Raw genomic sequence first — 25,484 nt, 5'->3', positions numbered from 1 at the left:
GCTGCCAACGAAACCAGCACTCCTCACATTTTGTTGATGAAGTCAAGAGAAGGGAGAAATGAAGGAAAAAGGGTGGTTGACGTTAACTTGGAGCGATACTACAATAGAGAATGCAAACGTTTACATTGTAATCGCTTTCGGTTAATTAGCCTATGACAACGCATCTGAAGGTTCAGCATCTTTCACCAGACTTTGTCGGGGAATGTCGTCAGTTTCGAAGAATTGAAAGCCCTTACCCATTTATGCAAGCGTTTGCGCAAACGATAGCACTCAATCAGTATTGTACATTTAACGAAAAAAGGAGGCTTTTGATGATGAGTAGGGCCGTAATGAATCCGGCAATGAAGCGAGCATGGTCCATCCTGGTGATTCTATCCTTGGTGCTGTCCATGCTAGGCATCTCTCCTGCAACGGTACATGCGAACCAGGCGCCAAGCAAGGTTGTCCTCGTCGGCAGCCTGCAAACCAAGCTGGGCCATGACAAGGATTGGGACCCTGCGGCAACGGTTACCGAAATGACCGCTACCGCTGACGGCGAATACCGTCTGACAGGGGTACTGCCGGCAGGAACGTATGAGTACAAAATCGCGATTAATGGCGATTGGAACGAAAGCTACGGATTCGACAATTACTCGAACCGCAATGGTGTCAAGAAGGACGATAACATTGAGATTACACTCGATAAGGAGACCGAGGTAACCTTCTACTATCATCACGGTACACATCGGATTGCCGATTCTACATATTACAAGCCGCTTGCCGCGGACAAGCTTCCGCGGGTCATTGGCAGCTTCCAGACCGGCATTGGTGAAGCCGCCGATTGGTCTGCTTCAGATGCGCGGCTCTTGCTGCAGGATACGGATTATGACGATGTTTATACCGTGACGGCAGACGTTTACGGCGGCGATCATGAATACCAGATCGCGCTCGGGGCGGATTCAGCCGCCGAGGTCTATCCGGCAAGCAAAGAAACGCTCAAGCTGCCAGAGGACGCTGCGGTCACCTTTGCTTACAACGCGCTGGATCACAGTGTATCCGCAACCTATCAAATTCCGCAGCAGCCGGCCAACCCGGCGGATCCGATCCCGGTCGATCATGTTCGGGTTCATTACCAACGGATGGACGGCAATTACCGCAATATGGGGCTGTGGATTTTTGGCGATGTCGCGTCACCGTCTGCAAATTGGCCGGCAGGTGCGACACCATTTCCTGACGGGCAAGTCGACGAATACGGCGCCTTCGTGGACATTCCGCTGAAAGCGGACGCCAAGAAGGCCGGCATCGTGGTCGTTGACCGGGTCAGCGGCAACAAGGACGGCGGCGACAAAAACTTCGCCGTTACGTCTCCGGAGATGAACGAGGTATGGCTCAAGGAAGGCTCCGATACGGTATACCTCTTCGGACCGGTGGATCTGCCGGCGGACACCGTACGGGTTCATTATCAAAGACAGGACGGTAACTATTCTTCATACGGCCTATGGCTGTGGGGAGATGTGGCCGCGCCTTCGGAGAACTGGCCTACCGGCGCAACCATGTTCCCTGCGGGTCAGACAGACCGTTACGGGGCTTACGTCGACATTCCGATGAAGGCCGATGCGCAGAAGATTAACTTGATCGTGCTGGATCCGTCGAAGGGGGATGCAGGCAAGGACGGAGGCGATCGCGGCTTTGCTTTAGTCGACCGTTACCAGCATCTGTTCTTGAAAGAGGGAGACAATACGGTGTATGTATCTCCTTACGGAGAGGTTGCAACCGGGCTGGTCTCGGCCGAAGTGCTGGCTCCAGGCAAGCTGCGTCTTGGCTTTACAATGACGGACGGGCTGGAAGCCGGCGCTGTCCAAACCGAGCTGCAGATCCGCGACAAAGACGGCAGCACGGTCAATGTCGGCAAGGTGAGCATCCTTGATGGCACGACGGTGGAAGTAGAGGCTGATTTTACGCTGGACCAGGTCCCGCTTCAGGTCACCTATGCCGGGAAGACCGTATCGGCCTCCACCGGCTGGCGCATGCTGGACGAGATGTACGCCTACGACGGCGATGATCTCGGCGCGACCTATCAAGGCGGAGGTGCTGTACTGAAGCTGTGGGCGCCGACGGCAGATAATGTGACGGTGAATGTGTACGATAAAGGCGACGCGACAAAGTTGATTGGAAACGTCCCGCTGCATAAGGGCGATCGCGGCGTATGGTCGGTGGAGCTGAAGCCGGGAGACCTCGGGATTGCCGACTTTAGAGGCTATTACTACCAGTATGAAGTGACCAACCAAAGCGTTACGAAGAAGGTGCTGGATCCTTACGCCAAATCGATGGCGGAGTTTCGGGTCAACACGAAGGGCGAAGCAGGACCGGACGGCGACACCGTCGGCAAGGCTGCGATAGTGGACTTGAGCGGGACAGACCCGGCCGGCTTCGACTTCGCGAATATCCCGGGGTATCAGCAGCGCGAAGATGCGATTATTTGGGAAATCCATGTCCGGGATTTCACGTCCGATCCTTCGATCGAGCACGATCTGAACCATGCGACATGGGGATCCTATGATGCCTTCAAAGAGAAGCTTGAGTACATTAAATCCCTCGGCGTGACGCATGTTCAGCTTCTGCCCGTCATGGCATGGTATTACGGCGACGAGGCCGCCATGAAGAACCGGGAGCTGGAATACTCCGCGAAGGACAACGAATACAACTGGGGCTATGACCCGCACAGCTATTTCTCGCCGGACGGCGCTTACTCGGAGAATCCGGCCGATCCGGAGCTTCGGATCAAAGAGCTGAAAGCGATGATTCATGCGATCCATGAAGCGGACATGGGCGTCGTTCTCGACGTCGTGTACACGCATATGGCCAAGGCCGATTTCCTGAACGATATCGTGCCGAATTATTATGCCTTCCAGGATGCCAACGGCAATTTCATCGGCGGGTTCGGCAATAACCTGGCCACCAACCGCAAAATGGCCGAGAAGCTGATGGTGGATTCGGTGAAATACTGGTTTAAGGAATACAAAATCGACGGCATGCGCTGGGACATGATGGGTGATGCCACATATGAGGCTGTCCAGAATGCGTATGACGCTGCAGCTGCAATCAATCCGAACGCGCTGTTCATCGGCGAAGGCTGGGTGACATTCGGCGGGCATTTATCCGATCCATCTCTGGCAGGCAAAGGCGCAGACCAGAACTGGATGGATAAAACGGATGATGTCGGCGTATTTTCCGATGAGTTCCGCAATGAGCTGAAATCGGGCTTCGGCCATGAAGGGGAGCCTAGATTCATTACCGGCGGGGCACGCGACATTCAGACGATTTTTAAAAATATCAAGGCACAGCCAAGCAATACGAAAGAAGACGATCCGGGCGATATCGTGCAGTATATCGAAGCTCATGATAATCTGCCGTTATATGACATCATCGCGCAGTCTATCAGGAAGGATCCTTCCGATCCGTCGAATGATCTGGAGATCCATAAGCGGATCCGGCTTGGCAACCTGATCACGTTAACATCCCAGGGAACGGCGTTCCTCCATGCCGGGCAGGAATACGGCCGCACCAAGCAATGGAAGGGGCAGGGGGTTCCGGAGCAGAAATATCACGAATTGTTTGATGAGAACGGCAAGAGCTTCGGCTATTTTATTCATGACTCCTACGATTCCTCGGATGCGATCAATATGTTCGACTGGGCGAAGGCGACGGATGAAGTCCAGTTTCCGGAGAACAACAAGACGCGGGAGTATACCACAGGCCTGATTGAGCTTCGGAAATCAACCGACGCATTCCGGCTCGGCGATCGCGGCTTGGTGGATTCCAATGTGACGCTGCTGCAGATTCCGGAAGTAAAGGCGCAGGACTTGGTGATCGCGTACAAAAATAAGGCAACGGACGGCACCGGATCCTATTATGTGTTCGTGAATGCCGACAATCGGGAGCGTTCGCTGACGCTGAGCGAGGACTTGACCTCCGGGCAAGTGCTCGTGGACGACGATGAAGCCGGCACGAGCGGGGTCACAACGAAGTCGGGCTTCACGCTGACATCCGGCTCCATTGCGCTGGAGCCGTTGACCGCGGTCGTTATTAAGATGAACCCTGGCACGAACCCAGGAGGCAACGACGGCGGCAGCCCTGGCGCAGGCTCCGGCGGCGGTTCAGGCAACGGAGATGGAGGTGCCGGTGGCATTGCTCCGCCGACGAATCCGGCGAAGCCGCAGCAACCGGAGACCGGTCAGCGAATCCTTACCGAGGACATGCTGAAGAGCGGACAGGGCAGCGTAACGATCGGACTGCAAGCAGGGGACAAGGAGATCCTGCTGCCGCTTCAGGCAGGCGATTTGCTGGGCACGAAGGCACTGGAGCTCAAACGGGAAGGCTTGGTGGTACGACTTCCTGCCTCACTGCTAAGTTCGCTGCAGAAGCTGGTACCGGCAGGCCAGGGGAAGAATGCCGTGATCTCCTTCACGCTGGAGGAGATCGCGCAGCAGAACGCGGATGCAATGACGACTAAGGCGGCATCGTCCGTGAAGGCCAAGATCAAGCGCGGCGGCAAGATGTACGACGTTCAGCTTGCCGTTAAGCTGTCCGACGGCACGGAATACAAGCCGGAAGCGTTCGCTTCGCCGATTACGTTCGGGTCGGCCCTGGAAGCGGGGATCAATGCCAAGTGGGCAGGAATCTACCGTATTGCAACCGATGGAGGTTTGACGTATATCGGCGGCAAGTCGGGTGATGGCTATTTGACCGCGCAGCTTAATCAACCTGGCATATTTGCCGCTTGGGAGTACGATAAGTCGTTTGCCGACCTTGCCGGCCACTGGGCGGAGCAGGCGGTTAAGGAGCTGGCGGCCAAGCATATCGTGAACGGCACCAGCGAATCGACATTCAGCCCGCAGCAGCAGCTGACACGGGCGGAATTCGCGGCTATGCTCGTACGTGCATTGCATTTGGAAGCCGATCAAACCGAGGCTGTCTTCCGTGACGTCGACAGCTCGGCGTGGTATGCTTCCGCCGTCGCCGCCGCGAGCCAGCATGGACTGGTGAATGGCAAGGGCAGCGGGATGTTTGCGCCTCACGCGGCGGTGACCCGTCAAGAAATGGCGGCCATGCTCCTGCGTGCTTACGAAGCGAACGGAACAGCTCCTAAAGCGCCGGCTCCTAAGGATCAGGAGCAAATCTCGGCGTGGGCAGCAGAGATGGTGGAAGAGGCGCTGGCGCACGGCCTGATGAAGGGCCGCACGGACGGCAGCTTCGCACCGAAGGATGCAACGACCCGGGCGGAGAGCGCTCAGGCGATCTTGAACCTGCTGAGCAAACGGCAATAAGCAGAATTGGAATTGGGGAATTCAAGCAATCCTGCTCATGCAGGGGAGCGTTGGCGATGACCACGGGGACGTAATAATAAGACTGGCGAATAACGAACAACGGGCACCCTTTGGGGTGTCCGTTTCTATTCGTCATACAAAATAGGCGATATCGGCCCATCGAATAACTGCTGGAACTCCGCAACCGTTTCGGCCTTATATATGAGCATTAAAATCATCGATCATGCATGTTTTGAGTGGCAAGGCGCTTGGTTTCGTATGCTCAGCTTGTCGAGCGTAGCAATAGCGCGGAAATTCTTGCTTAGTCCCAATCCATGAAAAAGGCAACCTAACCCCGGTGACGGGTCAGGTTGCCTTAAGTTGTCTTGCTTTAAGTCTTCTTATTAGACTTTAATTACGCCTGTCGTATGCAGCAGAACGAGGACAACCAGAATCGGTGCAATGTATCTGAGCATGAACAGCCACACGCGGAACCATCTTGCTTTGAGGCCGGCGGCATCGGCTGCTTTTTTCCAGAAGTAGCCTGCAAACAAGGTTGTAATCAAGCCGCCTACCGGAAGCAGGATATTGGACGTAATGAAATCAAGCCAGTCAAAGAAATTTTTGCCGCCGATGTCTTCAAGGCCGGGTACGATCCCGAAGGACAATGCGGATGGAAGGCCCAGCAGCAGCACCAGCGAGCCTACGATAGCAACGGCTTTCGTCCGCCCCCAATGCCAGCGGTCCATGACATACGACACGGGCACCTCGAGCAAGGAGACGGCCGAGGTCAATGCGGCGATAGCAAGAAGGATGAAGAACAATCCGCCGAAGAATGCGCCGAGCGGCATTGCCGAGAAGGCAGCCGGCAGTGCGATAAATACGAGCGACGGACCGGCATCCGGTGCGATTCCGAAGGACGCGGTCGTTGGAAAAATAATCAGGCCGGCGATAAACGCATAGATCAGGTCCCCGGCGCCAATGGCAAGGGTAGCTTGTCCAAGCGACTGCCGCTTGTCCACATAGGCCCCATAAGTCAGCAATATCCCCATTCCAAGCGACAAGGAGAAAAAGGCATGGCCGAGAGCGACCAGTGCAGCCTCTGCACTCAGCTTCGAGAAGTCCGGGTTCAGGAAGAAGGATACCCCCGCGCCGGATCCAGGAAGCGTGACCGCCCGTATCATCAATACGATCAGCAGGATGACGAGACCCGGAATCAGAATTTTATTGAATTTCTCAATTCCGCCGGAGACGCCTTTGGCGACAACCCATCCGGTGAGTGCAATCGCAACGACCTGCCATACAATCGGCATATAGCCTGCCGTGAAGGAGCCGAACTGTCCGGTAAAATCGGTGCTCTCATACAGTGCACCGCTAAAGGACATGACCGCATAATGGAGCGTCCAGCCCGCCACAATGACATAGAACGTCAGAATCAGGAATGGAGCGATGACCTGCAGCAATCCGAGATGGCCGAATATTTTGGCTCCTCCAGCTTTCACGAAGGAAGTGGCCGCACTGCCGCGGCCGGCTCGTCCAATGGCGAGTTCAGCGAGCAGGACCGGCAAACCGATCAGGATGAGACAGATGATAAAGAGCAAGAAGAAGGCGGCGCCGCCATGCTCACCCGTAATATACGGAAACTTCCACATGTTGCCGAGTCCGACGGAGCTTCCGATGGCCGCCAGTATGAAACCCGCTGAAGAAAAACGATCCTGTTTTCCGGATGCAGCTGGGTCGTTTAGCTGTTTTTTCATAGATGTTCCCCCAGTAGAATTTTTATTTAAGTTTCTCTATTATATTTCAAGTTTGCTTATAAGGCATAAGTAAATTTTCCTAATACGTCCGAGTGCGCAGGCCACGGCCGCTAAATTGGGAGTTTCGTCACAACTCCGCGTTACCCGAAACAGCTTTGTTTTGTACTATGTGCGTCGCCTGTTCCATGCCTGCCAACCCATATCTTATTGAATATTTGCCTGATTGTCGATAGATTTATTGGTTTTGGAGCGGCTAAAGTCTTCAAGCAGGCCATTGCCCTACAAGACTATCCGCTAAAAATCATTGAAAACTGACCCTTTAAAAGCGATGAGCCCTCAGCTAGAGTAGGAGATAATTTGGGGAGACAAAACACACTGAACGAAAGGAAGGTGCAAAATGGATAGAAAAGAGCTGCGCCAGGTGCTTCGGCTTCCGCATATTATTGCGTTATACGTCGGTTCGGTGATCGGGTCCGGCATTCTGCTCATCCCCGGCTTAACGGCAGAGCTGGCAGGTCCTGCATCGCTCATAGCCTGGCTGGCCATGTCCATCCTGGTTGTTCCGATGGCCGTAACAATGGGGCTGTTGGCGTCAAGGCACCCGAGTTCCGGCGGCGTATCCCATTTTGTCAGGCTGGCCTTTGGCCGCCATTACGGCAATCTGGTCGGTTGGCTGTTCCTATTGTCGGTGCCGATCGGGGGACCGGTCCTTGCGGTAACCGGAGCACAGTACGTGGCTGTTTTGCTTGGGTGGGGCAGTATGGAGACGTATATCCTTGCCCTGCTCATATTCATCCTGCCTTTGGTTATGAACGGGTTTGGGCTAAAATTAGCCGGGAGGGTGCAAATGATCGTCGTAGCCTTAATCCTCGGCATCCTGCTGCTGGCAATCTGCACGTCGGTTCCGCATTATGACGCCGCTCATTTCACGCCTTTTCTTCCGCACGGCGGGCTGAGCGTGTTTCAGGCAGCTGCTTTAATGTTCTGGTGCTTTATCGGCTGGGAGGCGGTGACCCACCTGTCGGCCGAGTTCGTTGACCCGAAGCGGAATGCTCTTCGCGGTGTGATATGGAGCGCCGGCATCGTAGCGATCATATATTTTGCCGTGGCATTCATGAACGTGGCAACCCGAAGCTACGGCCAAGAGGAGGGCTCGGCAACTTCCCTGAGCGCCATGGTGCAGCTGACGCTTGGCCCGGCAGGCGGGTGGATTGTTGCCGCGGCCGCGCTCTTTATTTGCTTCGCTGCACATAATGCGTATTCAAGCGCAGCCTCCCGCATTGCGTTAACGCTGGCTCGGGAAGGGGCCGCACCGCGGTGGATGGGTACGTTGAACGGCAAATACGGGACGCCTGTCGGCGGACTTGGTTTTATCGCAGCCGGCGGAATTCTCGCTTTGTGCGTCTTGGGGAGCGGTGCGGTAACGTTAAACGAATTGATTGCGCTGCCCAATGCGACATTTATAGCAACGTATGTCGGCGGCTGCCTTGCCGGATTCAAGCTGCTGCGGGACGATCGCATAGGAAGGCTGGCTTCCGGGGTATCGCTTGTCGTGACGGTGGCTCTTTATCCATTCCTGGGATGGCCGGCCGTCTATCCGCTTGCCGTCGTCGCCGTTGCGGCGTTTTGGAGAAAGCGTCACACGGGTTGGCTTGCACGGAAGAAGGGCACAGATTTTATAGCCGCCCCTGAAGACGGGGAGGCCCCAAAGTTGTGATAGCTGGTCACAGCTTCGCAATTTTCGCAGTTTCGGGACACCCTAATCATGACAGTCCAGCAGGTGACGTCACAAATGCGGCAGCTGAATTGTCTTCATTATGAGGTAAGGATAGAGAAATGCAGAAGTGACGAGGAGGGAGCTTATGCTGCTGGAACAAATTTATACCGCCTATCGACCGCTTCTGTTCAGCCTCGCATACCGAATGCTGGGAAGTGCCGCCGATGCGGAGGATATTGTACAGGACGTCTTTTCCCAATTTGTTGCGATGGACCAAGGTGAGGTATCGAATGTAAAGGCGTACTTGGCAAAAATGACCACGAACCGCTGCATCAATCTCCTGCGCTCGTCCCGCCGTCAGCGCGAGACTTATACAGGGCCCTGGCTCCCGGAGCCGCTGCCGATTGACGGGCCGGTGATGCCGGCTGATCCCGCCGAGCGCCGTGAAAATATAGGCTATGCTTACCTGGTGCTCCTTCAGCAGCTGACGCCGCTGGAACGTGCAGTGTACGTATGCAAGGAAACGCTAGGGCTGGAATACAAGGATCTGGCGGAGATGCTTGGCAAGACGGAGCCCGGCTGCCGGAAAATCTTCAGCAGGGCCAAGCAGAAGATTGGCCGAATCTCATGGAATACGGACACGCGGCAGCACCGGATAGAAGCGCAGGAGCGTTTTGTCGAGGCATTCTTGAAAGCTTCCGATGAGGGCAATTTTAAACCTCTGCTGGCATTTTTGACGGATGAGGTAACGCTCATCTCGGATGGAGGGGGCAAGGCAAGAGCTGCGCTTAAGCCCATTCTGGGGGTCGATCGGGTACGCGCCTTTTTCGAGGGGCTTTCGGCAAAGGGTAGATTTCGTGAAGGCTTTGAGCCGGTTGCGGTGAATGGGGAGCCCGGGCTTCAGCTGAAACAGAACGGCCGGGTTACGCTGGTGCTGACCGTAGAGTGGGAGCCTGACGGCTCCCGCATCAAACGGATCTTTCTTATGGTAAATCCCGATAAACTGCTCCGATTTAATCAAAGCAGCCGGGGAACATACCTGTAGACACGCCGATCCGGTTCCAGGCATTGATCGTGCTGATGGCCAGGATAAGATCGACGTATTCCTTCTCGTCGAAATGCTCCCGCACGCGCGCATAGACGTCATCGGGAACGCCGGCCTCATGGAGCTTCGTCACGCATTCGGTCAGCTCCAGAACGGCGCGCTCAGCCTCGGAATAGATCGGTACTTCCCGCCACATTGGGAGGAGAAGCAGCCGATCGGTGCTTTCCCCCATGGACAGCAAGTCCTTGGCGTGCATATCGACGCAATACGAGCAGCCGTTGACTTGGGATGCCCGAAGCTTGATCAGTTCGTACAGCTTGTGGTCAAGGCCGCTGTTTTTGGCGGACTGCTCTAAGGCGAGCAGCGACTTAAAGGCATTTGGATTGACGGATCTGTGATTCATTCTAAGGGTCATGGGAGGGTCTCCTTTGCGGTTGTTTTATTTTGTGTTCACCCTTATGACAACCGGGTCCATGGAATTGTGACGTCCATCCGAAAAAAGTTTGGACCAAGCAACTCTAGTAATTTCCAGTGGATCTTAGAGCTGTGGGCCTTGGCTGACGATACCCTATCTAAGGCAGTTTAAGGGATAATTATCAGCGGCATGACTGTGCCAGCTCGGAGAACCCCTCCGACAGAACCGGATTATCGGCAGTGAAAAAACAGCAGCCCCTCCTGGGCAGAGATTCTGCCGGAAGGGCTGCTGTTTTTGTGGGCGAGAGAGCCCGCTTAGGCTGTCAGCCGTGAAAAATGAGGGAGCGGCCGGATTGTGGGCTTCGCTCAGCTGCTAAATGGTTGGCTGCACACGAATTGGCTGCGACGTGCGTTAATGGCTTGTCGTACCAGCGTGGACGCTAAGCAACGCACCGGTGGTGTCATCATGACTTATTTTCCCTGTCTAATTGGAACGCGAAGCTCGTCATCAGGCTGGGTGGTCGTATAGTTATAGATATACAGCTCTTGCTCGGTTCCGGTATAGTTCTCATAAACGTCCATATGCTGATTATTTCCGTCTCCGAATACCCCGAGGATGGCAGGTCTTCCGTATTCCCGATCCTTGCCGTCCAGATAATAGGTTTGATTCACTCCGCCGAACGCAGAATCCGTGCTGCTGGATTCTACGTACAGATTGCCGTCCTTCATGTAGTAGGTCCAGGTGACCGGATAACCCCCAATGCTGGAGCTTACCGTTTGCCGCTCTGTGGAGATCCCGGTTAGCCGGACCACCGGATTATCATCGCCCTTGTGCTCATCGACCCGATGGTTAGCAATCAGCGTTAATGGTTGTTGGGCCAAGCTTTCAGGCGTAAGGCCGGCCATTTCGAACCGAAGCTCCGTTTTGTTTGATTGATTCGGCACAGTCCACACGTTGCCATTGAGAAGTTTGCCGCCCACATCCAGCTTGTAGTTCATATAGTGGGCCCTTGTAAATTTCTCTTCATGGGTCAAGACGAGCCGAACCTGAGTTGGCGTGACGATCATTTCTGTGATTTTCGTTCCCCCTGGTACCTCGGTGAATGGAATATTCAACTCTTCCTTAAACGAGCTGTCCTCCAGCTGCTTCTTCGAAAGGGAGGTGCCCAGGCTCCAAGTTCCATCGGCCCTTCCGATCGTGCGATCATATTTGAGCTGGAACGTCGTTCCTTCGGCGCTTAAGGAGGCTGCGGAAAACACCTGTTGGCTCGTATAGTTGCCGGATGCACCTGGTGCGCCGAATACCGGAGTTTCCGTCTCCTTTATGCCTGCCCCTTCCTTATCCGTTGCTTCGATCCGAACCCAGCTGTTAGACTGAACGGCCGGATCGGTAAAGGTAATGACGGAATTCAGCAGAACCTTGTCTCCGGGCTGATCGAAGGATTGCAGCGTAACCGTGCCGATCCCGTCCTTCTGGATCTCGAATGTTTGCGTCTCCGGATGGTCGGGGCGGAAAGCGATCGTTTGGCTGCCGTCTCCGATAAAGCGGATGTTTTCCACGACAAACTCCATCTCGGCTTGGCGCTCATTCAGCACCCAATCGGTTTCGAAATATCCCTGGAAGACCTGAAGCTCCTCATTCCATTGGTGATAGTAGCGGCCTTTAATCAGCTTGCCGTTGGCATCTTTAAGCCCGATGTTTTCGAAGCTGACAGATTTCCCTTTCGCGGACGCTCCAGGATCGAGACTGTATAAAAGAAAGGTCCGGTTCTCATCCGTAAAGGCGGTATGCAGCGTCAACGTGATGCCGTCCCGGGTGACCGATTGCTCGATCGTTTGGCCGAGCCCCTGCTCCAGGGCAGTCTCAATACCGGCTCTGAAGGACAGAAGATTGGACCAATCATAGGTCACTGCTGCGTATACGGGCGTTGCCATAAGGGCGACAGACAACGAGACTGCAATTGCGGTCCGCTTTCGGCTGCGCGAACGGGGGGCTGCTAATTCTCCTCCGGCGGCTGTCCGCAGCTCGCCCTGCTGGATGCTGCTCCACATCCGGTCGAAATCCGGATAAGGCACCGTGTTCGAGTGTTTCATTTGGTCTTTCATTTGATTCTCAAGACGTTCCAAGTCGTTCCTCTCCCTTCAACCATACGGAATGATTTTGTTCCAGCTTCTTGCGCATCAGCTTCAATGCTTTATGGAGCCTTGACTTCACGGTTCCTTGCGGAATATGCAAGGTATCGGCGATTTCCGCCACCGACAGCTCGCCGATAAAGCGGAGGGTTACCACCGCAAGCAGCTTATCGGGAAGCTGCTTCAGCAGTTTCTCCCATTCGGCCGAGGTCTCTCTCTCGAGCACGACAGCGTCGACCGATTTGATCGATGCGGCCTTGTGTTCATGGAGCCACTGAACCTGGGGCTGCTTCTCGCGTTTCGTCTGGTTTTTCCTAAGCAGATTCAGGCAGTGATTCATCGTGATGCGCATAATCCATGCCCGGATATTCTCGATACGCTTCCAGTCCTGCCGAAATACGGTGACGAATACGTCATGGCATACATCCTCCGCATCCTGCGCGTTTCGGAGCATGTAATAACAAGTCCGGTACACTTCCTTGTTGTACGAATCAAACAGCTCACGTTCGGTCAATTACGGCACTCCTTTCTTCGCGTTATGCTATATAAACAAATGACCCTTGGAAAAGGTTCATTTTCCGAAACAGCCCCAAGTATGGTAGAACAATCCGTTAAAGCTATGACTCTAAGATAGCAAAAGAACATCTGTCCCGCTCTAAAAAAGAGGGGCAGATGTTCTCGGAATTGATAGGGAGAAGGCATTGCCGAAAATATAAGCAGTTTCGCCGATTAAACCATCCGCAGCCAGCTTACTTGAACTTCGCCTTTTAAGATAAGGAACACATCATGCCGTCCGCATATGGCCTCTACGGACGCCTTGACGGTCGTCCAGGCTTGGCGTCCGCCGGTCGGGATCACCTTGCAGCTTCCGATGATCGGGCCATCTGGGCTGCCTGTTGCGAGAACTAACTCGCCGCCCCGGATATGGCCGGACACTCTGGCCTCGAACGTAGAGACAGGTTCGCTGAACTCAACGTCATGGAAGGCGATCCATCCGCTTTCCGTGGCGACACGGATGCTTTCGCCGCCTTCGCGGCATTCGTCGATGAACACCCCGCTGTAATCGTCGTAATTGACGGCACGGACACGCCCGGATAAGGAACGCGGCGGAATGACTTCTCCTTCCACTTGCAGGATAGCCGTTTCGGCAGCCTGTGAAGAGGAAGGTCCGACCATAACGCAGTATTCACCGCTCTCGATGCAGTAACGCTCGCGCGTGACGTCCCAGAACGCCAGCTCCTCCGCGGCTAGCTCGAAGCTTACCGTTTCCGAGGCGCCCGGGTCCAGGTGAATCCGGCGGAAGCCCTTTAACGTTTTGAGCGGACGCACGACGCGGGAGTTGTTCGCGCTGACGTACAACTGGACGACCTCGTCGCCGGCGCGATCGCCTTCATTGCGCACCTGAACGGAGACCGTAACCTGACCGTCCGCTTTCATAACGGGTTCGCTGATGGACAGCCGGCCGTAAGCGAAGCGGGTATAGCTAAGACCATGTCCGAACGGGTAAAGCACATCCCCGTCAAAATATTGATACGTACGCTTCCCTTTAATGATATCGTAGTCCATCAGGTCCGGAAGCTGATCAACGGATTTATACCAGGTCATGTTCAATCGGCCGCCCGGATTGTAGTCTCCGTATAGGACATCCGCTACGGCACGGCCGAGCTCCTGGCCGGCATGCGACGTGAAGACGATGGAAGGCACGTGCTCCTGCTCCCAGTTCACGGTGAATGGATAGCTGCCCACAATGACAACAACCGTGTTTGGATTCGCTGCATGTACTGCTTGAATCAGCTGCTGCTGGGATGGCGGGAGCACGATGTCAGGACGGTCGATGGTTTCCTTGCCGTTAATGAACGGGCTGTTGCCCACAAAAACGATGGCCGTTTCGGCCGCTTTCGCCGCGGCAGCCGCTGCTTCGATGCCATCCTGAACGGTCTCCACCATAAACGGTGCGGCCTCTGCACCGTCAGCACCGATGGTTAACCGGCCTTGTTCATCCAGAATGACCGGCTTGCCTTCCCATGAAGTCATGACCGTTGTACCGTCCGGAAGCGTCTCGAGACCAAAGGCTTCCTTCACGAACCAGCCGCGGGCTTCGTCAGCGATCGCCTGAAGACCGTTCTCGGTCTCCGTCACGAATTTGCCGCTGCTCACAAGGCGGAGCGTAACGGATCCCCAACCCCAATCGTTGCGTTCAAAGAGGGCAGCCTCCGAAGACTCGTTCGTTCCGAAGAGAAGCCTGTTATCATCCGCCAACGTCACGTACTGACCGCTGGCCGCGCTGCGCAGGCGCACTTGATCCAGCCCGGTATGGAAGTTCACCTTGAGGCCGTTCATTTTCTCCGTAATGCCTTGGAGCGGCGTGATCCGGTATGGCGGCGTGCCGCTGTACCAGTCGGTAAAGGCTTCATCCGCAAGCGGGCCGATCACCGCTGCCGACGGCATATTGTTGTTCAGCGGCAGCAGGCCGTCGTTCTTCAACAGGACTACGGATTCACGAGCTGCCCGTAAGGACAGCTCGGCATGCTCGGGTGCGCACAGCTTCGATTCCGGGACATGGCTGTATGGATTGCGGTCCTCCGGATCGAATTCGCCGAGGCGGAAGCGCACGCGAAACGTGTTGCGGAGCGCGTGATCGAGATCCTGCTCTGTAAGCAGGCCCTGCTCCAGCGCATCGCGGAGGGCGCGGAAGGAGATCTCCTGGTCATCGGTAATGCTGTCGATTCCGGCCTTTACGGAACGGGCTACAGCCTCGGCGTAGGAATCGACGTAATGATGGTCCATGACGGTGCCGAGCACGTCCCCGGCATCGCCGACGACAAATCCGTCCATGCCCCATTCCTGTTTGACGATCCGGTTTACCTCATCGTTCAGATTGCACGGCGTACCGTTAATGCCGTTATAAGCGGTCATCATCGACTTGGCGCCGCCTTTACGGAAAGCCGGCTCGAAGGCCTTCAAATAGTACTCCCGCTTGTTGCGCGGGTCGATGCTTACCGAAGCGCAGCCGCGGTCAACCTCGTTGTTGTTGCCGTAGAAATGCTTAAGGGTCGCGACCGTTTTGTAGTAGAAAGGATGGTCGCCTTGCATGCCTTGAACGAGTCCGGTGGACAGCTCGCCGGTCAGATGGGGGTCCTCGCCGTAGGCTTCCTCGGTGCGTCCCCAGCGGGGATCGCGCTCCATATCGACGGTCGGCGCCCAGATGGTCAGGCCGTTGACGGCCTTGTCGCGCTGGTAGTAGACGCGGGCCTCATCGGCGATAACCGATCCGATCTGACGCATCAGCTCGGGATTCCAGGTGCAGGCAAGCCCGGTATTTTGGGGAAAGACCGTCGCTTCGCCAAGCCATGCAACGCCGTGGGCACCTTCGGTGCCGTGTTTGTATTTTTGCACGCCAAGACGGGGAATCTCTGCCTGGTATTGGCACATGAGCTCGATTTTCTCCTCCAGCGTGAATCTTGAGACCAGGTCGTTAACCCGTTCTTCCAAGGGAAGATCGGGATTTTGGAATGGATAATTCATAATATAACCTCATTTCTTAGCATGATTGTGAAATGGAAACGCTGTCAGTAACAGCCGAGCAATTCCCATCGTTGCAGCCGAATTGAAATCAACTCTATCATATCGTGGACCGCGGCCGCTTCATACACGCATAATTAGCGTTGTTTTCATGCGATAATTTAGCCTGTTTAGGATTGCGAATCAGGGAAGGATGATTTATACTCATACCTAGGATTACGATACATAGATTTACTAGGTATAGGGGTGAGGGCAGGATGGGCATCAACAAAGAGCTGCTGAAGGGCAGCACCGTCATTTTACTGTTGACCGTTTTGAACAAGCGGGAGATGTACGGGTATGAGCTGATCAAGGAGATCGAGCAAAGCTCGGACGGCGTATTCGTTATGAAGGAAGGCACGCTGTATCCGATCCTGCATACGCTTGAGGCGGAAGGGTGGCTTGAATCCTATTGGAGTCAGGTTGATGGACGCAAGAGGAAGTATTATCGGATCACGGAGCGGGGGAAGGATCAGCTACATGAGAAGACCAAAGAGTGGATCACGTTCCGCACCGCTGTAGATACCGTCATCGGGGAGGGAAGCTAACCGTGCGGTATATTGAAGAGTACAGGACGGTACAGGATTTTCTGGACCGATTATGCAAGCAGGTTCGGGCAAAGCCCATGCACGCGGAGATCCGGGAAGAGCTGCTAAGCCATATCGAAGAGCGGGCAGAGCTGCTGATGCTGGAGGGGAATGCCGAGGAGCCGGCCGTGCTGGAGGCGGTTCGGCAGATGGGCGAGCCGGAGGAGATCGGACGAAGTCTGCATATGGCCCACCGGCCGCAGCTGGATTGGAAGCTGCTTGTGCTGATCGGTATGCTGTCCGTCATTGGTTTGGTCGGCATGCTCAATGTTGATTATTCGGATGGACCGTCAAAGACTGGTTTATTTGCCCATAAGGCGACATTCCTTGGCCTCGGCGCCATTTTCCTCGTCCTGCTTTATTTCCTGGACTACCGAAAATTGAAGAAACACTCGGGCGCATTGTTCTTCATCACACTTTGTCTTATGGCATACACGCTTTTTCAAGGGGTTACCATTAACGGACAGACCTTATATTTGAGTATCGGTTCGTTCGCGATTCCGATGCTTGGCAATGTATCCATCTTGCTTCTCCTGATTGCCTTGGCGGGAATGAAGCCTGCAAGCCAGTGGGGACTATGGAAGGGTATGCTAATCACACTCTATCGTGGCGTATTGCCTGTTGTGCTGTATGCTTTGAACGATTCGATGGTACATCCGGTCGTCTATTTGCTAGGATTTACGGGGATGACCTGGGCGACAAGCCGTAATTTCCGGCAATTCTCCTTGCTGATGATCGTGCCGTTCACGAGTTTGGCAATTGTGCTTGTAACGAAGCAGCAGTACCTCATGTGGAGGCTCGAAAGGATCATGGATCGTGAGGGAGACGGCGGGTACGTTATGCGCGCTGCATCGGAAGCTGTTTCCTCTGCAGGTTGGTTCGGCCATGGATTCGGTGCGCCCAACCCTGGAATTCCTTATATTTATAGCGAGTCGGTATTTACATATCTCATCTACTGCTTCGGCTGGCTGTTCGGAATTGCGCTGGGGATTATGGTATTTTTGTTTCTTGCTAGAATCTGGACGATCTCCTCGGTGCTGCAGGATGCCTATGCGAAACATATCGTGATGGCGGTTATCATCGTCTTCTGTATGCGCATGCTTATTCCGTTGTTTATGGGGTTAGGGATCATCCCGGCCTTTAGTCTGGACCCGCCCTTCATCTCCTACGGCGGAACGAACCAGCTCATAGATTTGGCTGTCGTCGGCCTGATCCTGTCGATTTACCGGCGGAAAAATATGATTCCGAGCGACCTCGGAAATGCATTGGATACCAAACTTGCTTGATATGGCATGTTGAGTAAGCGAAGAGACGATTTATTTTCTATCAAGAAAATGATTTAACGTATCAGTTTCTTGATGTTAATAGATCCTATTGAAATCTTAGTTGGGGAGTGTGGATTGATGCATTCCATTGAGGAAAGCTATGTTGTTCAGCAATTTCTGGACCGCGTGTGCAAGCAGGTTCGGGCTAAGCCCATGCATGCGGAGATCCGCGAAGAGCTGCTAAGCCATATCGAGGAGCGGGCAGAGCTGCTGATGCTGGAGGGGAATGCCGAGGAGCCGGCCGTGCTGGAAGCGGTTCGTCAGATGGGCGAGCCGGAAGAGATCGGGCGAAGTCTGCATATGGCCCACCGGCCGCAGCTGGATTGGAAGCTGCTCGTCATTGTAGGATTGTTCTCGGTAATCGGACTGTTTGGGACAATGAGTGTTTACTACTCCGATGTTATTCGTTTTATGCAAATCCCTAATAAGAAGATGCTGTTATTTGGAATAGGGATCTTCCTGCTTATCGTTCTTTATTTTACGGATTATCGAAAATTAAGAAGATTCGCGGGAATCGTATTTTTCTCTGTCTTATTCTTACTTGGATATGTTTTAGTCTACGGTAAGCTGCATGGATACAATACAGGATATTTGGGTATCGGCTTTATTGGGGTCAATATGATTACCGTATCCTTGCTCCCGCTCCTTATTGCACAGGCTGGCATGAGACCTGCATTCGAGTGGGGGCGATGGGAGATGGTGCTCAATCTGCTGTATCGGGGCGTTCTGCCGATCGTACTTTACAGCATGAGCAACTCAGTTATGTACCCACTTATTTACATGGCCGGATTTCTTGTCTTGACCTGGAGAACGAAGAAAAGCCGGCGGCAATTTGTCCTAATCACGACGCTTCCGCTTGCGATCTTAACGGTTTCTCTTTTCACGCATATGGAGCTTTTACTTTTCCGGTGGAGGGACATGATAAACCCGCTTTCCGGCTACAACTGGCATGTCGGCAACAGCATAAGTGCGATTAAGAATGCCGGGTGGTTTGGGCAAGGATTCGGAGCAGAATCCCCCAAATTGCCTTATATCTTGAATGATAGCGTATTTCCTTATCTCGTATATTGCTTCGGTTGGATTTTTGGTATTGCCGTTGTAGTCTTGACGATATTATTCCTGATTAGAATCTGGAAAGTTTCCAAAACGCATCGGGATCTTTATGCCAGACATATGGCAGCGATGATCATGGTCGTCTTTGGAATCCGGCTGCTATGGCCGTTACTTATGGGAATAGGGATTGCCCCGCTCGTCTCTCTGGACCCGCCCTTCATCTCCTACGGCGGAACGAACCAGCTCATAGATTTGGCTGTCGTTGGCTTAATCCTGTCGATTTACCGGCGGAAAAATATGATTCCAAGCGACCTCGGAGGAATCGAAGCGGTTAGAGTGAAATGAGCAAAAACAAGCTACCACGTGGCGGTGCGGTTGATTCTGCTCTAGCCCATGATTAAGACCGAGCGGCACAGCCGCTCGGTCTTTCTACTGCATCACTTCTATCCGCTCCATCGCACCATTTCTCGCACCATTTCTATTTGCCCCGTCTCTATCGCATCGCATCTATCACACCTGTTTCTTACGCATTTGTTTCTATTCGCACCTGCGTCCACTCACATCAGTTGAATTTCGCACCCGGTTCTTTCCTCCGCATAGCGATGTATTACCGGGAGCCTGCGGTATTACTCCCTCCTAGAATAAAGCGCGCCTTCCGCAATTTCCTCGATATAATGGCACGCTGCCTGATGGCCGCCGCCCATGCCTGCTTCCCGAAGGACGGGGATTTCGGATTTGCAGCGGTCCGTCGCGTACATGCAGCGGGTATGGAAACGGCAGCCGGACGGCGGGTTGAGCGGGGAAGGGACGTCCCCTTTCAGCAGAATCCGCTCCTTCTTGCGGTCGGGATCGAGGGTGGGGATCGCTGACAGCAGCGCTCGGGTGTAAGGATGCTGCGGCCGCCGGAACAGCGATTGTTTGTCCGCAATCTCAACGATCGTGCCAAGGTACATGACGATAATCCGGTCGGAAATGTGGCGGACGACGCCAAGATCGTGGGAGATGAACAGATACGTCAGCTTAAAATCCTTCTGGAGCGATTTCATCAGGTTCAGCACCTGAGCCTGGATCGAGACGTCAAGGGCGGACACGGCCTCGTCGCTGATAATGAGCTTGGGATTGACCGACAGGGCGCGGGCAATGCCGATCCGCTGCCGCTGTCCGCCGCTGAACTCGTGCGGGTAGCGATCGGCCTGATAGGCGGATAAGCCGACGGTTTCGAGCAGCTCGATGGCCCTTGACCGCCGCTCCTTTTTCGGGACGATGTTCTGAATTTCCATCGCTTCCTCCAGCACTTGAACCGCCGTTTTGCGAGGGTTCAATGAAGCGTACGGGTCCTGGAAAATCATCTGCAGGTCCTTGCGCTTCCGATTCATCTGCGATTTGCTTAAGGCAAGTAGATTGGTGCCCTCGAACACGACTTCGCCGGAGGTGGGCTCATCCAGGCGCAGAATTGCCCGTCCGGTCGTCGATTTGCCGCATCCCGATTCGCCGACGAGGCTGACGGTCTCCCCCTCGTTAACGGAGAAGGAAATGTCGTCTACGGCCTTCACGACATTGACGGTACGTCCAAAGATGCCGCCCTTGATCGGAAAATACTGCTTCAGATGCTTAACGGACAATAATTCCTTGCCGATTCTATTATCGCTCATCGTTATCGTTCACCTCGCTTACGGCATCCCATTGATCGGTATACTTCCAGCAGCTGACCTGCTGGCGGTTCGTCAGCGCCGACAGCTCGGGCTGCTGATCATAGCAGAGCTTCCGGGCATCCGGGCAGCGCGGGGCAAACCGGCAGCCTTTCTGCAGGTCGAATGGGCTCGGCACCGAGCCCCGGATCGGCTCCAGCGCTTCTTGGTCGACGTCATGGCGCGGCAGCGAATTCATCAATCCGATGGTGTAGGGATGCTTCGGATGCTTGAATAGGGAACGGACATCGGCATATTCAACGACCTTGCCGCAGTACATCACCGCCACATCATCACAGGTTTCGGCGACAATCCCCAAATCATGCGTGATGAAAATAATCGACATATGCAGCTTCTGCTGCAGCTCTTTCATCAGCTCCAGAATTTGCGCCTGAATCGTCACGTCGAGCGCGGTCGTGGGCTCATCCGCGATCAGGAGGTCGGGATTGCAAGCGAGCGCCATTGCAATCATGACGCGCTGCCGCATCCCGCCTGACAGCTGGAACGGGTACTGCGAAATCCGCTTCTCCGGTGAGGGGATGCCGACAAGCTGCAGCATGTGGACGGCTTTCTCCAGCGCCTGTTTTTTGCCCAGCTGCTCGTGAATGCGATAAACCTCGGCGATTTGATCACCGATCGTGAAGACCGGGTTAAGCGATGTCATCGGCTCCTGAAAGATCATCGAAATTTGATTGCCCCGCAGCTTGCGCATCTGCCGGTCCGTTTTATCCAGCAGATTCTCGCCGTTATATAGAATTTGACCGCCTACAATCCGGCCCGGACTCAAGATGAGACGGAGAATCGACAAGGACAGAATGCTCTTCCCCGAGCCTGATTCGCCTACGATCCCAAGCGTCGCTCCTTTGCGGACATGCAGGCTGACCCCGTCCACGGCCTTGACCTCCCCCTGCTCCGTGAAAAAAGAAGTCCGCAAATCCTTAATGTCCAGCAGCGTTGATGCTGACTTCATCTACCCTCGCTCCCTTCTCTTCGAATTCGTCGATCAATCGAAATCAATGCGTTTGTTGAAATACCGATAGGAGATGTCCACGAGCAGGTTGACGAGCACGAACATGACCGAGAGCACCAGCACCGTAGCCTGAACGACCGGGAAATCCCTGCCCCTGATGGAATCGACCACATAACGGCCCATGCCATTGACCGCGAATACGGATTCGGTTAGCACGGCGCCGCCAAGCAGTCCGCCGAATTCGAGCCCGATGACGGTGATGACCGGAATCATTGCATTTTTTAGCGCGTGCCGGTAGATGATGACGCGTTCCCGAACGCCCTTCGCCCGCGCTGTGCGGATATAGTCCTGGCTGATCACCTCCAGCATGCTGGAGCGGGTCATCCGCGCAATGATCGCGGCACCGCCGGTCCCAAGGGTAATGACGGGCAGGACGGTCTGCGACCAGGTGCCCCAGCCGGAGGGACGGAACCAGCCGAGATCCACTGCAAAATATTGGATCAGCATCAGACCGAGCCAGAAATTCGGCATCGACAGCCCGAACAGGGCGATGAACATGACCCCGATGTCGGCGGGGGAGCTTTTCTTGACGGCGGAGATGATGCCGGCGAGGATGCCGAGAAACACGGCCAGAATCGTACTATACACGGCGAGCTCTAACGTAATCCAGAACCGGCTGGTGAAAATCTCATCGGCAATCGGCCGGCTGCTGCGGATCGAGTCGCCCAGATCCCCCTGAAGCAGCCCGCTGACATAGTTCCAATACTGAAGCGGCAGCGGATCGTTGAGTCCGAGATTTTCCCGGATCTGTTCGACTTGCTCTCTCGGCGCGCCTTCCCCGATGATGACCTGTGCCGCGTCCCCGGGAATGAGATGCATGAGCAGGAAAACGACAATCGTGACGCCGATGATCACGGGAATCGTCTGAATCAGTCTCCGAACGGAATACTTGAGCATGGCCCGGCAGCTCCCTTCATTATTTTTTTAATTTCGGGTCAAGGACGTCCCGCAGTCCGTCGCCCAGCAGATTGAAGGCAATGACGACAAGCACGATCGACAAGCCGGGGAACAAAGCGACATGCGGATGGTCGGTAATATAGTTGCGGCCGTCGTTCAGCATGGCCCCCCATTCCGGCGTGGGCGGCTGGGCCCCGAGCCCGAGGAAGGAGAGCCCGCTAGCCGTCAGAATAGCAACGGCAATCCGGAGCGTAGCCTGTACGATGATCGGCGACAGGATATTCGGCAGTATGTGGCCGAAAATAATCCGCCGGTCGCTGGCGCCGAGCGAGCGCATGGCATCAATGTACTCCAGCCGGCGTACGGCAAGGGTGGAGCCGCGCACGACCCTGGCGAACATGGGGATGGAGAAAATGCTGACGGCGATGATGACATTGAACAGATTTTTGCCAAGAACGCTGACGATCGCCAGGGCAAGCAGTATGCCGGGGAATGCAAGCATCACGTCGGTGATCCGCATGATGAACGTATCCCATTTGCCCCCGTAATACCCCGAAACAATCCCGAGCACGATCCCGAACGCGGCGCCGATGATGACGGAGACGAAGCCGACCGACAGCGTCAGCCGCATGCCGTGAATGATGCGGGTGAAGATATCTCGTCCATTATGGTCCGTGCCGAACCAATGATCGGCGGATGGCTTTAGGAATTTGGCCGTATAGTCGATTTTGCTCGGGTCGTATTGGGTCAATAGCGGACCGATTATCGCAACGAGGATGACGAATAGGAGAAAGTAGCCTCCGAATAATGCCGCTTTATTCTTCCTCAACCGATAATAGAAAGATTTCCATCTAGTCCTGTGAGCCTCATGCAGGCCGGGCTGCTGTGTTGTTCTAGCATCAGCGGTCAGGTTATCCATGGGGAATCATCCTTTCTCCAAAATATGAATTTGAGAATTGTTGCTAACATGCGCATGCGGATGTTGGATTAATATCTAGCTGGTATCAGGAATATGCAATATAGCTGATGGAAAGTCGATCTTTGGATTTTTGCAAAATCCTCGTATAAATATCAAATAGTAAAATATATGTTAACTGTGCATGAAATATTTTCCTATTTATCGCAAGAAGGGGGAGGATGTTTACTATGACAGGTAACAAGAGGACAAAATGGTGGCTGATCTGCATGCTGGTCATCTTTACGCTGCTGCTGTCGGCCTGCGCAGGCGGCGGCAGCGGCAAGAGCGCTAACCCGGAGACGCCGCCAAGCGGCGGAACAACAACGCCGCCTTCCGGGACGGACAACAAGGACCCCGGCACGGACACCGGCAAGGATACCGGGGAGGCGGCAGCTAATGAGCTTGTGATAGCCTGGCTTTCGGATCCGGCGTCGATGGATCCCCACATGTCGACAGACCAGCAAAGCAGCATCGTGACATCGCATATCTATAACACGCTGCTGGTGCATGATAAAGACCTGAACTTCCAGCCGGGGCTTGCCGAGAGCTGGGAGGCTGTCGATGAATTAACGTGGGAGTTCAAGCTGAGACAAGGCGTGAAATTTACGGACGGATCGCCTTTTAATGCCGAAGTGGTGAAGGCCAATCTGGATCGTATGCAGGATCCGAAGGTCGCATCGCCGCGGGCTTCGCTCGTCGCTATGATTAAAGAGGTCAAGGTCGTGGATGAACACACGGTTCAGCTTATAACCGAGTATCCTTACTCGCCGCTGCTCGCCCATCTCGCCCATCCGGCCGTCGGCATAATCAGCGCGGAGGCGATCAAGCTGGATTATGAGAAGGTCAATGCCGGCGAAAAGGCCGGTGCTTATCTCGCCCAAAATCCGGTCGGCACGGGGACCTTTAAGCTGGAGAGCTGGAATCCGGGCTCAGAGGTGAAGCTTGCGGCCAACCCGGACCACTGGGGAACCAAGGCGAAGGTGGACCGGGTGACGTTCAAGGTCGTCAGCGAAGAGGGGACGCGGATTGCGGAGCTGGAGACCGGATATGCCCATATCATCGATCCGGTATCGCCAAGCAGCATCAGCCGGATTGAGAGCAATGACGGAATGTCGCTGAATCGGCAATCGTCGTTAAGCTTGTCTTATATCGGGTTCAACAACAATAAGAAGCCGTTTAACGATATTCGCGTGCGGCAAGCCTTGACGATGGCCATCAATAAAGACGAAATTATGCAGGGCATCTACGAAGGAACGGGAATTCCGGCCGTCGGCCCGCTAGCCCCGGACGTGAACGGCTATGATCCGAGCGTGAAGCCGATTGAATACAATATGGATAAGGCGAAGGAGCTCCTGAAGGAGGCCGGCTATGAACAAGGCTTCTCGACGTCCATCTGGACGAACGACAATCCGGAACGGATCAAGATCGCGGAGTACGTCCAGTCCAAGCTGAAAGAATTGAACATCGACGTCAAAATCGAAGTGGTGGAGTGGGGGTCTTACCTCGCCCAAACGGCAGAGGGCAAGCATGATATGTTCGTGCTCGGTTGGTCCACGGTCACGGCCGATGCCGACTACGGAATGTATGAGCTGTTTCACTCGAAGAACGCCGGAGAGCCGGGCAACCGAACCTTTACCAATGACCCTGAATTGGATCAGCTGCTCGATGCCGGACGCAAGGAGAACGATCCGGAGAAACGCAAGGCGATCTATAAGCAGGCCCAGGAGAAGCTGGTCGAACTCGCACCGATGCTCTACATTCACCACCAGGAGTATTTGAACGGCGTTAGCAGCAAGGTGCAAGGATTCTGGAGGCACCCGAATGGCATAATGCAGCTGCACGACGTGTCCATTCAGCCCTAATGTGCAGGCATAAAAGAGGCATAAAAGGGTAATGGCGCGACGGGATTTCAATTTCTCGTAAGCAGTTCATTTTAGGGGGAGGCAGCCCGATCGGGCTGTCTTTTTCTCTTTGATATAGGATAGAGCACTGAAGCACTCACCAGGGAAGATCCGCCCGGTTAACGATGCTGAG

General features: G+C 54.5%; 16 protein-coding genes. 7 read left to right on the top strand and 9 right to left on the bottom strand.

Annotated elements, in window-relative coordinates; all coding sequences use genetic code 11:
- The first annotated feature begins 311 nt into the window (after positions 1-311).
- Positions 312-5,306 carry a pullulanase gene (locus MKX76_RS21095; protein ID WP_341034562.1) on the top strand — a complete coding sequence of 1,665 codons (4,995 nt, stop codon included), beginning with the start codon at positions 312-314 and terminating at the stop codon, positions 5,304-5,306.
- A 383-nt stretch (positions 5,307-5,689) separates the two neighbouring features.
- Here the strand turns inward: MKX76_RS21095 and MKX76_RS21090 are convergent, their stop codons facing one another.
- Positions 5,690-7,042: a sodium-dependent transporter gene (locus MKX76_RS21090; protein WP_210094264.1), complete on the bottom strand. Its 1,353-nt coding sequence runs from the start codon at positions 7,040-7,042 to the stop codon at positions 5,690-5,692.
- 397 nt (positions 7,043-7,439) lie between these two features.
- On the opposite strand from MKX76_RS21090, the gene MKX76_RS21085 reads away from it, so the two are divergent.
- A complete protein-coding gene (locus MKX76_RS21085; RefSeq protein WP_007130703.1) occupies positions 7,440-8,759 on the top strand; it encodes an APC family permease in 1,320 nt (439 codons plus the stop codon).
- A 145-nt stretch (positions 8,760-8,904) separates the two neighbouring features.
- Entirely contained in the window at positions 8,905-9,804 is a 900-nt protein-coding gene (locus tag MKX76_RS21080) for a sigma-70 family RNA polymerase sigma factor (protein WP_213613275.1), read from the top strand.
- Here the strand turns inward: MKX76_RS21080 and MKX76_RS21075 are convergent.
- The 4 genes from MKX76_RS21075 to MKX76_RS21060 all read right to left on the bottom strand — a co-directional run bounded on the left by MKX76_RS21075 (position 9,773) and on the right by MKX76_RS21060 (position 15,876).
- A complete protein-coding gene (locus tag MKX76_RS21075) occupies positions 9,773-10,219 on the bottom strand; it encodes a carboxymuconolactone decarboxylase family protein (RefSeq protein WP_210094261.1) in 447 nt (148 codons plus the stop codon). The two genes, MKX76_RS21080 and MKX76_RS21075, sit on opposite strands and share 32 nt — an antisense overlap.
- Before the next feature lie 470 nt (positions 10,220-10,689).
- Positions 10,690-12,345: a DUF4179 domain-containing protein gene (locus MKX76_RS21070; protein WP_341034561.1), complete on the bottom strand. Its 1,656-nt coding sequence runs from the start codon at positions 12,343-12,345 to the stop codon at positions 10,690-10,692.
- The gene (locus MKX76_RS21065) at positions 12,332-12,865 is read right to left on the bottom strand and encodes an RNA polymerase sigma factor (RefSeq protein ID WP_210094259.1); all 534 of its coding nucleotides are present in this window, start codon (positions 12,863-12,865) and stop codon (positions 12,332-12,334) included. Before MKX76_RS21065 ends, MKX76_RS21070 begins: the two co-directional genes overlap by 14 nt.
- A gap of 215 nt (positions 12,866-13,080) precedes the next feature.
- The gene (locus tag MKX76_RS21060) at positions 13,081-15,876 is read right to left on the bottom strand and encodes a glycoside hydrolase family 3 protein (RefSeq protein WP_341034560.1); all 2,796 of its coding nucleotides are present in this window, start codon (positions 15,874-15,876) and stop codon (positions 13,081-13,083) included.
- 254 nt (positions 15,877-16,130) lie between these two features.
- Between MKX76_RS21060 and MKX76_RS21055 the strand changes: the two genes are divergently transcribed.
- The 3 genes from MKX76_RS21055 (at position 16,131) to MKX76_RS21045 (ending at position 19,222) form a co-directional block, all read left to right on the top strand.
- Positions 16,131-16,460: a PadR family transcriptional regulator gene (locus MKX76_RS21055; RefSeq protein WP_007130697.1), complete on the top strand. Its 330-nt coding sequence runs from the start codon at positions 16,131-16,133 to the stop codon at positions 16,458-16,460.
- Positions 16,461-16,462: 2 nt separating this feature from the next.
- The gene (locus tag MKX76_RS21050; RefSeq protein ID WP_341034559.1) at positions 16,463-17,785 is read left to right on the top strand and encodes an FtsW/RodA/SpoVE family cell cycle protein; all 1,323 of its coding nucleotides are present in this window, start codon (positions 16,463-16,465) and stop codon (positions 17,783-17,785) included.
- Between the two features lie 117 nt (positions 17,786-17,902).
- Positions 17,903-19,222 (top strand): FtsW/RodA/SpoVE family cell cycle protein, encoded by a 1,320-nt coding sequence (locus MKX76_RS21045; protein WP_341034558.1) that lies wholly within the window; start codon positions 17,903-17,905, stop codon positions 19,220-19,222.
- Positions 19,223-19,503: 281 nt separating this feature from the next.
- Here the strand turns inward: MKX76_RS21045 and MKX76_RS21040 are convergent, their stop codons facing one another.
- From MKX76_RS21040 to nikC, 4 genes are read right to left on the bottom strand one after another with little or no spacing between them, the layout of a single operon-like run.
- Complete coding sequence (locus MKX76_RS21040) at positions 19,504-20,529, bottom strand: ABC transporter ATP-binding protein (RefSeq protein WP_445669847.1); 1,026 nt, start codon at positions 20,527-20,529, stop codon at positions 19,504-19,506.
- Positions 20,519-21,535, bottom strand: a complete 1,017-nt coding sequence (locus MKX76_RS21035) for an ABC transporter ATP-binding protein (protein ID WP_341034557.1) — start codon at positions 21,533-21,535, stop codon at positions 20,519-20,521. The genes MKX76_RS21040 and MKX76_RS21035 overlap by 11 nt, the downstream gene beginning before the upstream one ends.
- Before the next feature lie 33 nt (positions 21,536-21,568).
- Positions 21,569-22,492 carry an ABC transporter permease gene (locus MKX76_RS21030; protein WP_028404120.1) on the bottom strand — a complete coding sequence of 308 codons (924 nt, stop codon included), beginning with the start codon at positions 22,490-22,492 and terminating at the stop codon, positions 21,569-21,571.
- Positions 22,493-22,511: 19 nt separating this feature from the next.
- Positions 22,512-23,411, bottom strand: coding sequence for a nickel transporter permease (nikC, locus tag MKX76_RS21025; RefSeq protein WP_028404119.1), 900 nt, complete (start codon positions 23,409-23,411; stop codon positions 22,512-22,514).
- Positions 23,412-23,638: 227 nt separating this feature from the next.
- Here nikC and MKX76_RS21020 point away from each other — a divergent pair, with 227 nt between their 5' ends.
- Entirely contained in the window at positions 23,639-25,312 is a 1,674-nt protein-coding gene (locus MKX76_RS21020) for a glutathione ABC transporter substrate-binding protein (RefSeq protein WP_341034556.1), read from the top strand.
- The last annotated feature ends 172 nt before the right edge of the window (positions 25,313-25,484 follow it).

It is taken from the genome of Paenibacillus sp. FSL R5-0810 (assembly GCF_038002285.1).
Taxonomy (GTDB): Bacteria; Bacillota; Bacilli; order Paenibacillales; family Paenibacillaceae; genus Paenibacillus_AQ; species Paenibacillus_AQ lactis.
This window is presented reverse-complemented; position numbering and strand designations above follow the sequence as displayed.